This is a genomic window from Microbacterium sp. PRC9 (genome assembly GCF_031844125.1).
Lineage (GTDB): Bacteria > Actinomycetota > Actinomycetes > Actinomycetales > Microbacteriaceae > Microbacterium.
Genome location: NZ_JAUZUR010000013.1, coordinates 31827 through 46359, shown reverse-complemented (window position 1 = coordinate 46359; position 14533 = coordinate 31827). Strand labels below are relative to the sequence as shown.

12 protein-coding genes and 1 pseudogene are annotated in these 14533 nt (G+C 71.9%); 9 read left to right on the top strand and 4 right to left on the bottom strand.

All coding sequences use genetic code 11. The features are described 5' to 3' along the window. Window positions 1–67: 67 nt before the first annotated feature. The 4 genes from Q9R33_RS19935 to Q9R33_RS19920 all read left to right on the top strand — a co-directional run bounded on the left by Q9R33_RS19935 (window position 68) and on the right by Q9R33_RS19920 (window position 6041). Window positions 68–1072: a pyridoxal-phosphate dependent enzyme gene (locus Q9R33_RS19935; RefSeq protein ID WP_310250959.1), complete on the top strand. Its 1005-nt coding sequence runs from the start codon at window positions 68–70 to the stop codon at window positions 1070–1072. Further along, window positions 1069–2229, top strand: a complete 1161-nt coding sequence (locus Q9R33_RS19930) for a cystathionine gamma-synthase (protein ID WP_310250956.1) — start codon at window positions 1069–1071, stop codon at window positions 2227–2229. Before Q9R33_RS19935 ends, Q9R33_RS19930 begins: the two co-directional genes overlap by 4 nt. A 25-nt stretch (window positions 2230–2254) precedes the next feature. Beyond that, the gene (locus Q9R33_RS19925) at window positions 2255–4300 is read left to right on the top strand and encodes an NAD(P)-binding protein (RefSeq protein WP_311294882.1); all 2046 of its coding nucleotides are present in this window, start codon (window positions 2255–2257) and stop codon (window positions 4298–4300) included. A 181-nt stretch (window positions 4301–4481) separates the two neighbouring features. Beyond that, on the top strand, window positions 4482–6041 hold the full coding sequence (locus Q9R33_RS19920; RefSeq protein ID WP_311294881.1) for an SLC13 family permease: 1560 nt from the start codon (window positions 4482–4484) through the stop codon (window positions 6039–6041). Window positions 6042–6099: 58 nt separating this feature from the next. Here the strand turns inward: Q9R33_RS19920 and Q9R33_RS19915 are convergent, their stop codons facing one another. Beyond that, a complete protein-coding gene (locus tag Q9R33_RS19915; RefSeq protein WP_311294880.1) occupies window positions 6100–7128 on the bottom strand; it encodes an SDR family NAD(P)-dependent oxidoreductase in 1029 nt (342 codons plus the stop codon). A gap of 106 nt (window positions 7129–7234) precedes the next feature. Between Q9R33_RS19915 and Q9R33_RS19910 the strand changes: the two genes are divergently transcribed. Both Q9R33_RS19910 and Q9R33_RS19905 read left to right on the top strand, forming a co-directional pair. After that, a complete protein-coding gene (locus Q9R33_RS19910; protein WP_311294879.1) occupies window positions 7235–7810 on the top strand; it encodes a helix-turn-helix domain-containing protein in 576 nt (191 codons plus the stop codon). 20 nt (window positions 7811–7830) lie between these two features. Beyond that, window positions 7831–8154: an ATP-dependent DNA ligase gene (locus tag Q9R33_RS19905; protein WP_311294878.1), complete on the top strand. Its 324-nt coding sequence runs from the start codon at window positions 7831–7833 to the stop codon at window positions 8152–8154. 137 nt (window positions 8155–8291) lie between these two features. On the opposite strand, the pseudogene Q9R33_RS19900 reads toward Q9R33_RS19905, so the two are convergent. The 3 genes and pseudogenes from Q9R33_RS19900 to Q9R33_RS19890 all read right to left on the bottom strand — a co-directional run. Beyond that, a pseudogene (locus Q9R33_RS19900) lies at window positions 8292–8594 on the bottom strand (hypothetical protein); the annotation flags it as partial. Window positions 8595–8633: 39 nt separating this feature from the next. Then, window positions 8634–10055, bottom strand: a complete 1422-nt coding sequence (locus tag Q9R33_RS19895) for an aspartate aminotransferase family protein (protein WP_310250945.1) — start codon at window positions 10053–10055, stop codon at window positions 8634–8636. 248 nt (window positions 10056–10303) lie between these two features. Further along, window positions 10304–11302 (bottom strand): substrate-binding domain-containing protein, encoded by a 999-nt coding sequence (locus Q9R33_RS19890; RefSeq protein ID WP_311294877.1) that lies wholly within the window; start codon window positions 11300–11302, stop codon window positions 10304–10306. A gap of 75 nt (window positions 11303–11377) precedes the next feature. Here Q9R33_RS19890 and Q9R33_RS19885 point away from each other — a divergent pair, with 75 nt between their 5' ends. From Q9R33_RS19885 to Q9R33_RS19875, 3 genes are read left to right on the top strand one after another with little or no spacing between them, the layout of a single operon-like run. Continuing rightward, on the top strand, window positions 11378–12592 hold the full coding sequence (locus Q9R33_RS19885) for a Gfo/Idh/MocA family oxidoreductase (RefSeq protein WP_311294876.1): 1215 nt from the start codon (window positions 11378–11380) through the stop codon (window positions 12590–12592). Next, the gene (locus Q9R33_RS19880) at window positions 12589–13281 is read left to right on the top strand and encodes a ThuA domain-containing protein (RefSeq protein ID WP_056372229.1); all 693 of its coding nucleotides are present in this window, start codon (window positions 12589–12591) and stop codon (window positions 13279–13281) included. The genes Q9R33_RS19885 and Q9R33_RS19880 overlap by 4 nt, the downstream gene beginning before the upstream one ends. Next, the gene (locus tag Q9R33_RS19875) at window positions 13278–14357 is read left to right on the top strand and encodes a Gfo/Idh/MocA family oxidoreductase (protein WP_311294875.1); all 1080 of its coding nucleotides are present in this window, start codon (window positions 13278–13280) and stop codon (window positions 14355–14357) included. The genes Q9R33_RS19880 and Q9R33_RS19875 overlap by 4 nt, the downstream gene beginning before the upstream one ends. Window positions 14358–14533: the final 176 nt, after the last annotated feature.

Here is a 14533-nt window from a genome sequence, read left to right as displayed (position 1 = left end):
TTCACGCAGACCTCAGCGACCCCGACAACCTTCCGCGCACCCGCGCGGCAACACTCCAGGACACAACGTGCGTTACGCCCAGAGCGTGGCCGACCTCGTCGGCGACACCCCCCTCGTCCAGCTGACCCGTGTCACCGACGGCATCGCCGCGACGGTGCTCGCGAAGGTCGAGTACTTCAACCCCGGCGGCTCCGCCAAGGACCGCATCGCCCGCCGCATCATCGACGCCGCCGAGCGTGACGGCCTGCTCCAGCCCGGCGGCACGATCGTCGAGCCGACGAGCGGCAACACCGGCGTCGGTCTCGCGCTGGTCGCCGTGCAGCGCGGCTACCGGATGATCTTCGTCGTGCCCGACAAGTTCGCCGGCGCCAAGGTCGACGTGCTCAAGGCCTACGGCGCCGAGGTCGTCGTGACCGAGACGAGCGTGCCGCCGGAGGACCCGCGCTCGTACTACAGCGTGGCCGACCGTCTCGTGCGCGAGATCCCCGGGGCGTTCATGCCGAACCAGTTCGCGAACCCGAACGGGCCCCTCAGCCACTACGAGACCACCGGGCCCGAGATCTGGCGCGACACCGAGGGCCGCGTCACTCACTTCGTCGCGGGCATCGGCACCGGCGGCACCATCACGGGCACCGGCCGATTCCTCCACGAGGTGTCGAACGGCGCGGTGCGGGTCGTGGGCGCCGACCCCGAGGGATCGATCTACTCCGGCGGTCCGCTGCACGGCTATCTCGTCGAGGGCGTCGGCGAGGACTTCTGGCCCGCGAGCTACGACCCGTCGGTGCCCGACGAGATCCACCGCATCCCCGATGCCGAGTCCTTCGAGATGACGCGGCGGCTCGCCCGCGAGGAGGGCCTCCTCGTCGGCGGATCGAGCGGCATGGCGGTCGTCGCCGCCCTGCGGACCGCCCGGGGTCTGCCGGCGGACGCCGTCGTCGTGGTGCTGTTGCCCGACCACGGCCGCGGCTACCTCAACCGGTTCTACGACGACGACTGGATGCGCGACCACGGCTTCGACGTCGGCCCGGGCCCCGCAGCATCCGTCACCCCCACCGAAGGAGCACCCGAATGACCGAGTCCACGAACGACCGCGGCTTCGAGACCCGGGCGGTGCACGCCGGGCAGGCCTTCGACCCGACGACGGGTGCGGTGATCCCCCCGGTGCACTTCTCGACGACGTACGCGCAGGACGGCATCGGTGGGCTCCGCGAGGGGTACGAGTACGGACGCAGCGGCAACCCGACGCGCACGGCCCTCGAGACCCAGCTCGCGGCCCTCGAGGGCGGTGCGCACGCGCTGTCGTTCGCCTCGGGCCTCGCCGCCGAGGACGCGCTGCTCCGCGCCGCGCTGAAGCCCGGCGACGAGGTGCTGCTCGGCAATGATGTGTACGGCGGCACCTACCGCCTCATCGCGCGTGTGCTGGGCGGGTGGGGGATCGGGATCCGGGTCGTCGACATGAGCGACCTCGACGCCGTGCGGGCGGCGCTCGAGGAGCGGCCTGCCCGCATCGTGTGGGTCGAGACCCCCAGCAACCCGCTGCTGCGCATCACCGACATCGCGGGGCTCGCGAAGCTCGGGCACGACGCCGGTGCGCTCGTCGTCGTCGACAACACGTTCGCGTCGCCGGCGCTGCAGCAGCCGCTCGCGCTCGGCGCCGACGTCGTCGTGCACTCGACGACCAAGTACCTCGGCGGGCACTCCGACGTCGTCGGCGGCGCCCTCGTGCTGGGCGACGACGCGCTGTACGGCGAGGTGAAGTTCCTGCAGTTCGCGGTCGGCGCGGTCTCGGGCCCGCTCGACGCCTGGCTCACGACTCGCGGGATCAAGACGCTGGCCCTGCGCATGCAGCGGCACAGCGAGAACGCGCAGGAGATCGCCGAGTTCCTGTCGGGGCACGGCGCGGTCGCGCGCGTCTACTACCCCGGTCTCGCCTCGCACCCGGGGCACGAGCTCGCCGCGCGGCAGATGACCCGGTTCGGCGGCATCGTCTCGGTGGCGCTGGCGGATGCCGCGGCCGCACGCCGCTTCGCCGAGTCGACCCGCCTCTTCCAGCTGGCCGAGTCGCTCGGCGGCGTCGAGTCGCTCATGAACTACCCCGACGAGATGACGCACGCCTCGGTGCGCGGCACCGAGCTGGCCGTCCCGCCGGAGGTCGTTCGCCTGTCGGTCGGCATCGAGTCGGCGCCGGATCTCCTCGCAGACCTCGACCAGGCCCTCTCGGCGCTCTGACGAGGGCGGTCGTAGGCTCGGGGGCATGACCGCGAGCCCCGGCATCCGTTCGTCCGTCCTCGCGCAGTCGCTGCGGATCGGCAGCGTCACGGTGCCGAACCGCATCATGCAGACGGCGCATTCGAAGCAGTACTCCGACCGCGTCGAGTCGGACCGCGAGAGCGCGTACTACGTGCGCCGCGCGCTCGGCGGGTGCGGGCTGTTCGTCGCCGGCAACCACTTCGTGCACCCGACCGGGTCGATCCGGGGCTTCGAGGACGCGTACCGTCCCGAGGGGGTCGCGGCATCGAAGCGCATGACGGATGCTGTGCACGAAGCCGGTGCCAAGATCTTCGTGCAGCTGAACCACCATGGGGCGCAGGCGCAGCCCGACGGGCCGGACGGCCCGCGCACCGTGTATGCGCCGTCGCGGCTGATCTCGCCGTCGACAGGGCACGCGACCCGGGCGATGGACCACGCCGACATCGCCTCGTTCGCCCGGGGATGGGCGCTGTCGGCCGAGTACGCGCGCGACGGCGGGTTCGACGGCGTCGAGATCCACATGGCGCACGGCTACCTGCTGCACCAGTTCCTCTCGCCCCTGTACAACGCCCGCGAGGACGAGTACGGCGGCGACCTCGAGGGCCGCACCCGGTTCCCGCGCGAGGTGCTGCGGGCCGTGCGCGAGCGTGTCGGCGACGACTTCACCGTGGGCATCCGCATCGTGGCGAACGAGTTCCACCGGGACGGGATCGACGGCGCCGGCATGCGCGAGGTCATCGCGCGCCTCCGGCAGGAGTCCCGGATCGACTTCCTCGACCTCGCCGCAGGCGGGTACCACAACGTGCATTACGTCTTCCCGTCGTCGCCGATGCCGTACGCGTGGCTGCGCGACGACGTCGCCGCGGTCAAAGCCGCGAATCCCGACGTGCCGGTGTTCGGGGTCGGCGCGGCCCGCTCGGTCGAGGAGGCCGAAGACGTCGTCGCCTCCGGCATCGCCGACATGGTCGCGCTCACCCGCGCCCAGATCGCCGACCCCGATCTCGGCCGCAAGCTCCTCGGACTCGCACCCGTCGACACGGGGGAGCGCGGCATCCGCCATTGCATCCGTCTGAATCAGGGATGCCTCGGCCGCGGCAGCCGCGGACTCGCGATGTCGTGCACCGTGAACCCGCTCGCCGGCCGCGAGCTCGAGCGCGGCGAACGCCCGCGCACGGCGTCGCCGCAGCGGTGGGTCGTCGTGGGCGGCGGTCCCGCGGGCATGCGCGCCGCCGTCGAGCTCGCGACCGACGGGCACGCCGTCACGCTGCTGGAGCGGGCGCACGAGCTCGGCGGACAGCTGCGCCTGGCCCGGCGGGTTCCGGGGCGGGAGAGCGTGGGCCTGCTGGTCGACGACCTCGAGCGCGACCTCGGGGCCGCCGGCGTCGACGTGCGGCTCGGCGTCGAGGCGACGGCCGAGACGGTGCGCGGGCTCGGGATCGTCGACGGTGTCGTCGACGCCACCGGCGCCGTCGCGCCGGCGACCACCTCGCTCGCGCTCGGCGGGGCCTACACCGACGGATTCCCCGCCGAGGGCACGATCGACGCATTCGCCGCCGTGTCGGGGGCGCGGCTCGGACGGCGGATCGCGGTGGTGGATGCCGACGGCACGGCGTACGCCGCCGGCATCGTGCTGACGCTGCTCGAACGCGTCGACGAGCTCGAGCTGATCACACCCTTCGAGACCCTGTTCCCGCACATCGGCGCCGGATACGACCGGCCGCTGCTGCTCGAGCGCCTCGGCACGCACGGGGGCTTCCGCCGGAGCGTCGCGCACCGCGTCATGAGCATCGAGCCCGGCGCGGTGACCGCGCGCGACATGCTCACCGGGGCCGCGGGCGCGATCCCGGGCGTCGACACCGTCGTGGCGATCGAGCCGCGCGCGTCGGTCGGGGTCACCGGCCTCGCGACGGACACCGCGGCCGCAGCATCCGGATCCCCTCGTGTCGTGGTGATCGGTGACGCGTTCGCGCCCCGCAGCATCGACGCCGCGATCTTCGAGGCCGTCGAGCTCGCCTACGACGTCGCCGGGCTCGCAACCCTCCGCGGCTGAGGTCCGCGCGCCCGGGGAGCAGCATCCGTCCCTTCCCGTTCGACAGGTCAACCGGGGTTCCGCAGGAGCTTTCCCCGCGGATCCTCCTGTCGCGGCCCGGTTGACCTGTCGAAGCCGCCTGGGACACGGGCCGAGAAGCCCAACCCCAAGCCGCCGGAGAGGCGGTGGCTACGCTGGGCGGGTGGACCCCGTCACCGCAACGCTCGTCATCCTCGCGCTCGCGGTGATCGCGTTCGTGAGCAACCGCGTGCCCATCGGGATCGTCGCGATCGGCGTCGCGCTGGCGCTCTTCTTCACCGGCGTGCTGACGCTGCCGCAGGCGCTCGCCGGGTTCGGCGACCCGACGGTGCTGTTCATCGCGGCGCTGTTCGTGGTGAGCGAGTCGCTCGACGCCACGGGCGTCACCGCGTGGGCGGGGCAGAAGGTCATCGGCCGCGCCGGGACGAAGCGGACGACCCTGCTGGTCGTGATCGCGCTGCTCGTGGCCGGGCTCACCGCCCTCATCAGCATCAACGGTGCGGTCGCCGCACTCCTGCCGCTCGTGGTGGTCGTCGCCGCCCGCGCGGGCATCGCCTCGTCGAAGCTCCTTATGCCGCTCGCGTTCGCGGCATCCGCGGGGTCGCTCCTGCTGCTCACCGGCACGCCCGTCAACATCATCGTGTCGGAGTTCGCCGCGTCGGCGGGAGGTCGCGAGTTCGGGTTCTTCGAGTTCGCGCTGGTCGGCATTCCCGTGCTCCTCGGCACGGTGGCGATCCTCCTCGTCGGCGGCGCTCTCGTGCCCGAGCGCAAGGGCGCGCTCATGCCGCTGGACCTCGTGCGGCACGCGCGCCTGCTGCGTCAGCAGTACTCGCTCACCCTCGACACCGGCGTGCTGCTCGGCCCCGAGACCGGCGTCACCGAGGTGGTCGTGGCACCCCGGTCGCCGCTCATCGGCAAGCACGTGTGCGCCGGCATGACCACGCCCGACGGCGACCTCGTCGTGCTCGCGGCCCGTCGCGGCGACGAGCAGCTCAAGGGCACCGAGTTCGTCGTCCAGGCCGGGGACGCGTTGCTGCTGCAGGGCGCGTGGGACGACCTCACGCGGCGCACGAGCGATCCGGGTGTGCTCGTGGTCGATGACCCCGCGCAGCTGCGCCGGTCGATCCCGCTCGGCAAGGGCGCGAAGCGCGCGATCGGCATCCTGCTGGCGATGATCCTGCTGCTCGCGACGGGGCTGGTTCCGCCCGCGGTGGCGGCTCTGCTGGCCGCGTGCGCCCTGGTGCTGACCCGCACGGTCACCGTGACGCAGGCCTACCACTCGGTCTCGTGGACCACCGTCGTGCTCATCGCCGGCATGATCCCGCTGTCGACGGCGTTCATCAGCACCGGAACCGCGGACCTCGTGGCGGACTGGATGCTGTCGTTCCTCGGCGACGCCGGGCCGCACATCGCCCTGCTCGCGCTGTGCGGGCTGACGGTGGTGCTGGGGCAGCTCATCAGCAACACCGCGACGGTGCTCATCGTCGCGCCCATCGCGATCTCGGTCGCGCAATCGCTCGACCTCTCGGTGCAGCCCTTCATGATGGCGCTGACCGTCGCGGGTGCGGCCGCGTTCCTGACCCCGATCGCGACGCCCGCGAACCTCATGGTGATGGAGCCCGCCGGCTACCGCTTCGGCGACTACTGGAAGCTCGGCCTGCCGCTGGCCCTGTTCTTCCTCGTGGTGGCGGTCTGGTACGTGCCGCTCGTCTGGCCGTTCTGAGACAGAGCGACGCCCCGGCGGGCCCGCGGTTCGGGTCGGCCGGGGCGTCGCGGGCGGGTCAGGCGGCCGACCAGCCGCCGTCGCTCGCGAGGTTCTGGCCGTTCACGTTGACGCCGTCGTCGCTCAGCAGGAACGTGATCGACGCGGCGAGGCGGTCGGCGGCCACCGGCGGCGTCATGACAGCCATGCCGGCACGCACGCGGTCGGCGCCGAGCGGCGAGGTGAACTTCGCCTCGATGTTGGTGATCACCGCACCCGGTGCGACGGCGTTCACGCGGATGCCGCTCGGGCCGTACATGAACGCGCTCGACTTCGTCAGCCCGACGACCGCGTGCTTCGACGCGGTGTAGGCGGCGCCGGCGGCCGAACCGCGAAGGGATGACTCGGACGAGGTGTTCACGATCGAGCCGCCGCCCTGCGCGAGCATGGCGGGGATGACGGCGCGCATCAGCTTCATCGTGCCGGTGACGTTCACGCGGAAGACGCGATCCCAGACCGCGTCGGTGACCTCGCCGACCGGGGTCATGTCATCCATGATCCCTGCGATGTTCGCGAGGGCGTCGATCCGGTCGCCGGCCGCCTCGATGATGCGGGCCACGCCCTCGTCGTCGGTGATGTCGGCCGTCAGGGCCACGACCTCGGCGCCGGCGTGCGCGGCGACGAACTCGTCGAGGCGGTCCTGGCTGACGTCGACGGCGATCACGCGCCCGCCCTCGCGTGCGACGCGCGATGCGGTGGCGCGGCCGATGCCGGAGCCCGCGCCGGTGACGATGACGGTCTGTCCGGTGAAGCGGCCGGCGGTGACCTTCTCGGCCCACTCGGCCTTCGGGGTCTCGGCGGCCGGGGCCTCGGCGGGAACGGCGTCGGGGTTGACCTGCGCGACGAGTGCGTCGAGGGCGGCCTGCGGGAAGGCGCCGCCGCTCATCGCGACGAGGTTGCTGATGGGCAGGCCCGCGATGGGCGCGAGGGTCTCCGCGGTCTGGCCGCCCTGGGCGAGCAGACCGCGCAGTGCGGCGCCGCCGGCGGGGTCGTCGAGCCAGGTCTGGATGGTGGATGCTCCGGTCAGGGGAGCGGTGGTGGTGCTCATGATCTGTCCCTTCTTCATGCAGTTCAGCGGGGCTGCGGGTCCGGGGATGAGGATCCTTCGGGGCGGCTCCCTACCGGACAACTGTGTCCGGTACTAGGCTACACCCGTGCCGAGCACCGCATCCCCCCGTGCGCTCCCTCGCCAGAACCGAGGCCCCGCTGCAGCCGCCGACAACCGCAAGGCGTTGATCGCTGCTGCCCGCGAGGTCTATGCCGAAGGAGGCCTTCAGGCCCCCTTCAGCGCCGTCGCCAAGCGCGCCGGTGTCGGGCAAGGAAGCCTTTACCGTCATTTCCCCGATCGCACCGCCCTCGCCGTCGCCGTCTTCGAAGACAACGTGCGCGACCTCGAGGAGTACACCGTGCCGCCCGACCGGACGATCGACGATCTGCTCGATCGCGTGGTCGATCAGGCCGTCGTGTCGACGGCGTTCATCGAGCTCATCACCGCGGATCTCTCCGATCGCCGTGTCGCGTCGCTGGGCGCGCGATTCCAGGCGCTCGTGGAGCGCCTGGTCGCGCGTGACCGGGCCGCCGGACGCATCGGAGCCCACATCGAGACCGAGGATGTGACCCTCGCGACCGGGATGCTGGCGACCGAGCTCGCCCGCGCCGATCCGGCACAGCGGCCCGCGATCGCACGCCGTGCGCGAGCGCTGTTCGCGGCGGCGTTCGCGCCGCGCTGATCCGGTAATAGGCTCCTGCCATGGGCCGGTTCATCTACGACACCAACGCCAACTCGGTCGACATCGACGACCGGACGCTGGCGCATCTGCGCATCGTGATGATGAACAAGCTGCGGCGGTCCGAGCCGTTCATGTTCGACGTCGAGATCGGCGACGGCAGCGGCCGGCGGAGCTTCTGGATCCACCCTTCGGTGCCGATCCAGTTCCACTTCTTCGGCAGCCGTCAGCCGCGCATCAACCGCACCTGGATCGAGAAGCTGATGCTCGCGGCGAGCGGGCCCAACGGCCTGACGATCCTGCCGGAGCCCGAGCAGGAAGATCCGCCACCGCCGACGGAGGGCTGAGCTCAGTCTTCGTCGTCGCTCGGCGTCACTTCCGTGCCGCCGACCGTGAGGCGCTCGACATCGAGGTGGTCGACGTCGACGTTGCCGAGCGTCACGTCCTGAGAGTCGCCTTCCGCTCCCAGCACCGGGACGGGACCGGTGTCGAAGTGCTCGGCGATGAGCATGATGCCGCCGGTCGAGCTGGCGGAGTTCGCGAGCTCCTCGATCCAGGCCCGGCTGAGCTCGGTGGGCTCGGGATCGTCGAACACGAACCGCAGGGGAATCGACGGATGCAGCCAGATGGTGCTGCGCCCGCGCGGCTGGTCGTCCGGATGCTTCCACGAGACCGTGAAGCTCTCGTCGCGTCGCAGCTTGGTCGCGATCACGACCTTCAGGTGCGCGAGTGCGCGGTCTTCGATATGGATCGGCATCCCGCCGCCGCCGTAGTAGATCGTGCCCACGCGCCAACAATAACGCGCGCAGACCGCCGCTGACGCGGGTCAGAGTCGCGTCCACGCCTCCGTCAGGACGCTGCGCAGGATCTGCTCGATCTCGTCGAACTCCTTCGGCCCGATCGTCAGGGGCGGGGCGAGCTGGATGACGGGGTCGCCGCGGTCGTCGGCGCGGCAGTAGAGGCCGGCGTCGAAGAGCGCCTTCGACAGGAACCCGCGCAGCAGCCGCTCGGACTCGTCGTCGTCGAAGGTCTCCTTCGTCGCCTTGTCCTTCACCAGTTCGATGCCGAAGAAGTACCCGTCGCCGCGCACATCGCCGACGATCGGCAGGTCGGAGAGCTTCTCGAGGGTCGAGCGGAACAGCGGCGAGTTCTCGCGCACGTGCTCGTTGAGACCCTCCTCCTCGAAGATGTCGAGATTCTCGAGCGCGACGGCGGCCGAGACCGGATGACCGCCGAAGGTGTAACCGTGGTAGAACGCGCGGTCGCCGTGGGCGAAGGGCTCGTAGATCTTGTCGCTCACGATGGTGGCGCCGATCGGCGAGTAGCCGCTGGTCATCGCCTTCGCGCACGTGATCATGTCGGGGACGTAGCCGTACGCATCGCACGCGAACATGTGCCCGATGCGGCCGAAGGCGCAGATGACCTCGTCCGACACGAGCAGCACGTCGTACTTGTCGCAGATCTGGCGCACGCGCTGGAAGTATCCGGGAGGCGGCGGGAAGCAGCCGCCCGAGTTCTGCACGGGCTCGAGGAAGACGGCGGCGACGGTGTCGGGCCCTTCGAAGAGGATCATCTCCTCGATGCGGTCGGCGGCCCAGACGCCGAACTCCTCGAGGCTGCCGGACGGCGCACCCATGTCGTCGGCGCGGTAGAAGTTGGTGTTCGGCACGCGGAAGCCGCCCGGGGTGACCGGCTCGAACATCGACTTCATGGCGGGGATGCCGGTGATCGCGAGCGCACCCTGGGGCGTGCCGTGGTAGGCCACCGAGCGCGAGATCACCTTGTGCTTGGTGGGCTGGCCCTGGATCTTCCAGTAGTACTTCGCGAGCTTGAAGGCGGTCTCGACGGCCTCGCCGCCGCCGGTGGAGAAGAACACCTTGTTGAGGTCGCCGGGCGCGTAGTCGGCGAGGCGGTCCGCGAGCTCGATCGCGGCGGGGTGCGCGTACGACCAGATCGGGAAGAAGGCGAGCTGCTCGGCCTGCTTCGCGGCGACCTCGGCGAGGCGCTTGCGGCCGTGTCCCGCGGCGACGACGAACAGGCCGGCGAGCCCGTCGATGTACTGCTTGCCGCGCGAGTCCCAGATGTGGTGGCCCTCGCCCTTGACGATGATCGGGACCCCCGGTCCGTCGGTCATCACCGACTGGCGGGCGAAGTGCATCCACAGGTGGTCTTTGGCCATCTGCTGCAGCTCCGCCTCACTCCTCGCGGGGCGGTTGGTGCGGGCCTGGGATTCGGTCGTGATCGACATGTGGAGCCTTCCGTCAGACTGGTCCCACGCTACTCGCGTGCCCCGCGCGCCGACATGCGACGTTTCGTCCGGTTCGGATGCCGCGGCCACCGGTCCGTCCGGACGCTCGGGCCCCCGGCATCCGTCCCCTCGGCGAACAGAGTCGGATCCGCTCCTGCGGACCCGCATGGCGACACGCCGCGAAGCGGCGGGCGCCACCGGCGTGTCGGGGGTCGTCTCCGCAGGTGCGGATCCGACGCTGTGCTCGCTCAGGTCGAGCCGCGCTCGATGAGCTGCGTCGGCAGGACGATCGGCGACGGCGCAAGCGCCGCGCCGGCCGCGGCATCGGCCAGGGCCGTCACGGCGGCCGCGGCCATCTCGCGGATCGGCTGCCGCACGGTCGTCAGGGGCGGCGTCAGCCACCGCGCACCGCGCAGGTCGTCGAAGCCCACGACGAGCACGTCGTCGGGGATGCGGCGCCCGGTCGCCGCGGCCGCGGCGTAAACGCCGGCGGCCATCTCGTCGGTGCACGCGAAGACCCCGAGCCGTTCACCGGCGCGCAGGCCGCGCAGCAGAGGCAGCGCCGCCTCGCGCGCGGCCGCTCCGCCCCAATCCGCCTGCACGGCGGCGAGGTCGGCACCGGGGGCGGCCAGGCGCAGCCCTTCGCGGAAGCCCGCGTTCCGCGCCCGGCCGTAGCGGTACGGCGGCGATCCCAGCACGATCGCGAACCGCGTCGCGCCCCGCTCCGCGAGGTGGGTCGCCGCCCCGAACGCGCCGTCGCGGTCGGTCGTGCGCACGCTGGTGAGCCCTCGGGAGGTCTCGGCCTGCGGATCCATCAGCACGACCGGGATCTCCGCATCCGTGATCGCGGCCAATTGCGACGCGGTCGGCGAGATGAGACCGAGCACCACACCGGCCGAGCCGCGCCGGCGGATGCGCATGGGCCAGTCGTCGTCGGGCGTGTCGCGCTCCTCGGTGAGCACGAGGTCGTAGCCCGCGGTGGCGGCGGCGCTGCGCGCGCCGGCGGTCACCTCGTCGGAGTAGGCGTTGTGGTACGAGCCGAGCACGAGGTCGACGAGGCGCGCCGTGCCGGCGGGGCGCCCACCGGCCGACGGATCGCGGGTGTACCCCAGCGCACGCGCCGCCGCCAGCACGCGGCGCCGCGTCGCAGGAGCGAGGTCGCCGCGGCCCGACAGCGCCCTCGACGCGGTGCCGACGCTCACTCCGGCTTCGGTCGCGACGTCGACGAGGGTCACTCGGGCTGGCACCCGACCAGTTTTGCGCAAGATCCTCGACCGGCGCCAGAGCCGATGGCATCGTCGGTTCCGGAAAGGGCCACAACGATGACGACGACGACATCTCTGCTGCGGATCGCGCTGATCGGCACCGGCTTCATGGGCCGCATGCACACGCAGGCCTGGCGCACCGCGCCGCACTTCTTCGACCTTCCGCTCCCGCCGCAGCGGGTGCTGCTCGTCGGGCATCGCCCCGACGCCACGGCCGAGGCCGCCGCGCGCTGGGAGTGGCCCGAGCACGGCATCGACTGGCGCGAAGCCGTCGCGCGCGACGACATCGACGCGATCGACATCTGCACCCCCGGCGACACCCACGCCGAGATCGCGCTCGCGGCGCTCGCCGCCGGCAAGCACGTCCTGTGCGAGAAGCCCCTCGCGAACTCGGTCGCCGAAGCGCAGGAGATGACGGATGCCGCGGCAGCCGCATCCGCTCAGTCCGGCGCCGTCGCGATGTGCGGCTTCAGCTACCGCCGCACACCGGCGCTCGCGCTCGCCCGCCGGCTCATCGAGGAGGGGCGCATCGGCGAGATCCGGCATGTCCGCGCGCAGTACCTGCAGGACTGGCTGAGCGATCCGGACTCGCCCCACACGTGGCGGCTCGACCGCGACCGCGCGGGCTCCGGCGCCCTCGGCGACATCGGCGCGCACAGCATCGACACCGCCCAGTGGCTCGCCGGTCAGCACATCGAGGCGGTGTCGGCCACCATGCACACGTTCGTCACGTCCCGGCCCCGGCGCTCGGCGGTCGAGGGCCTCGGCGGGGTCGCCGCCGACACGTCCGACCGTCTGCCGGTGACCGTGGACGACGCCGCGGCCTTCACGGCGCGCTTCGACGGCGGCGCGCTCGGCGTCTTCGAGGCGACGCGGATGGCGACGGGCCGCCGCAACGCCAACCGCATCGAGATCAACGGCGACCGCGGCGCGATCGCCTTCGACTTCGAGCGCATGAACGAGCTCGAGGTGTACGACGCCGCGGCCGATGCCGCGCAGGGCTTCCGGCGCGTGCAGGTGACCGAGGCGCAGCATCCGTATGCCGGAGCATGGTGGCCCGCAGGGCACGGGCTCGGCTACGAGCACCTGTTCGCGCACCAGGCCGTCGACTTCGTGCGCGCGGTCGCCGGCGAGATCCCGGTCTCGCCCAGCTTCGCCGACGCCGCCCAGGTGCAGCGCGTGCTCGCCGCCGTCGAGCAGAGCGCCGCGCACGACAGCATCCTCACGCCGGTGGCATCCGCCGCCGCCGACCCCGAAGGGACCCCCGCATGACCCGCACCGCCCTCGTCGTCCGCGGCGGATGGGACGGCCACCATCCGGTCGAGGCGACCGACCTCTTCCTGCCGTTCCTCCGCGATAGCGGGTTCGACGTCACCGTCGAAGACGACCCCGAGGTCTACGCCGACGCCGACCGCATGGCGGCCACCGACCTCGTGCTGCAGTCCGTGACGATGTCGCAGGCGTCGCACGAGGCGATCCGTGGCCTTCGCGACGCCGTCGCCGCAGGCACCGGCCTCGCCGGCTGGCACGGCGGCATCGCCGACTCGTTCCGCGCGAGCTCGGACTACCTGCAGCTCGTGGGCGGCCAGTTCGCGACCCACCCGTCGAAGCACCCCGACGAGGTGCACGGCGACCAGACCGACAACTACCTCGACTACATGGTCGAGATCACCGAGCTCGGCCGCTCGCACGACATCACGGCCGGCATCGACGACTTCACGCTCACCACCGAGCAGTACTGGGTGCTGCACGACGACCTCATCGATGTGCTGGCGACGACGACGCACCCCGTGCAGCCGTACCACCCGTGGCACCGCCCCATCGTCTCTCCGGCGGTCTGGACGCGGGACTGGGGCCAGGGTCGGGTGTTCGTGGCCACGCCCGGTCACTCTCCCGAAGTGCTGCAGGACGCGAACGTCCGCACGATCGTCGAACGGGGGATGCTGTGGGCCGCGCGGTGACCGACATCGGGATCGTCGGGCTCGGCGTCATCTCCCGCCAGTACCTCGACACCCTGCTTCCGGCGTCGGGTGTGCGCATCGCGGCCGTCGCCGACCTCGACCTCCCGCGTGCCGAAGCGGCCGCCGAGGCGATCCCGGGCTGCCGCGCGCTCACGACCGCCGAGCTGCTCTCGGATCCCGGCATCCGCACCGTCCTCAACCTCACGATCCCGGCCGCACACGCCGAGGTCGCGCTCGCCGCCATCGCGCACGGCAAGGACGTCTACGGTGAGAAGCCGCTCGCGGCGACCTTCGCGGACGCTGCGCGGATCACGGATGCCGCGGCCGCCGCGGGCGTCCGCGTCGGAGGCGCGCCCGACACGGTGCTCGGCACCGGCGTGCAGACCGCGCGGGCCGCGATCGACGGCGGGCGCATCGGCCGGCCCGTGTCGGCGTCGGCGATGTGGATCTCGGCGGGCCACGAGTCGTGGCATCCGCAGCCCGACTTCTACTACCGCGAGGGCGGCGGGCCGCTCCTGGACATGGGGCCGTACTACGTGACGTCGCTCGTTCAGCTGCTCGGGCCTGTCACCGCGGTGTCGGGCGCCGGATCGCGGTCGCGCGACGCGCGCATGATCGGCTCGGGCCCGCGGGCGGGCGAGAGCGTGCCGGTCGAGGTCGACACGCACCTCACCGGCATCCTGCACCACGCGTCGGGCGCGATCTCGACCGTCACGATGAGCTTCGACGGTGTCCGCTCCACGGCGGCGCCGATCGAGGTGCACGGCGTCGACGGATCGCTCATCGTGCCCGACCCGAACAACTTCGCCGGCGACGTGCAGCTGCATGCGCGCGGCGGGTCGTGGGAGACGCTCCAGCCCTCGGCCGGATACGTCGACTCCGGGCGCGGGATCGGCCTGCTGGACCTGGTCGCGGGCGAGGGCCGTGCGAGCGGGGCGATGGCCCTTCACGTGCTCGAGATCATGACGGCGCTCGCCGCGTCCGCGGCCTCGGGTGTGCGCGAGTCCCTGCGCTCCACGGTCGAGCGTCCTGCGCTCGTGCCGTTGACACCCGCCGAGGCGTGGCGGAGCCTCTGAGGCCGAACCTGCGCGGCGGGTCGCGGCATCCGTCCTCCTCCCTGCGTGCTTCAACAGGTCAACCGGGGTTCTGCAGGAGCGAAGTGCGAGGTTTCGTCCTGTGGAGGGCCGGTTGACCTGTCGAGCGGGGGCGGATTGCGGACGTCAACCCAGACGAAGTGCCCCGAGTGCTGCAC

Coding starts and splice junctions, on each gene's coding strand:
- Q9R33_RS19930 (WP_310250956.1), top strand. CDS start 1,069: ATGACCGAGTCCACGAACGACCGCGGCTTCGAGACCCGGGCGGTGCAC.
- Q9R33_RS19925 (WP_311294882.1), top strand. CDS start 2,255: ATGACCGCGAGCCCCGGCATCCGTTCGTCCGTCCTCGCGCAGTCGCTG.
- Q9R33_RS19915 (WP_311294880.1), bottom strand. CDS start 7,128: ATGAGCACCACCACCGCTCCCCTGACCGGAGCATCCACCATCCAGACC.
- Q9R33_RS19895 (WP_310250945.1), bottom strand. CDS start 10,055: ATGTCGATCACGACCGAATCCCAGGCCCGCACCAACCGCCCCGCGAGG.
- Q9R33_RS19905 (WP_311294878.1), top strand. CDS start 7,831: ATGGGCCGGTTCATCTACGACACCAACGCCAACTCGGTCGACATCGAC.
- Q9R33_RS19885 (WP_311294876.1), top strand. CDS start 11,378: ATGACGACGACGACATCTCTGCTGCGGATCGCGCTGATCGGCACCGGC.
- Q9R33_RS19880 (WP_056372229.1), top strand. CDS start 12,589: ATGACCCGCACCGCCCTCGTCGTCCGCGGCGGATGGGACGGCCACCAT.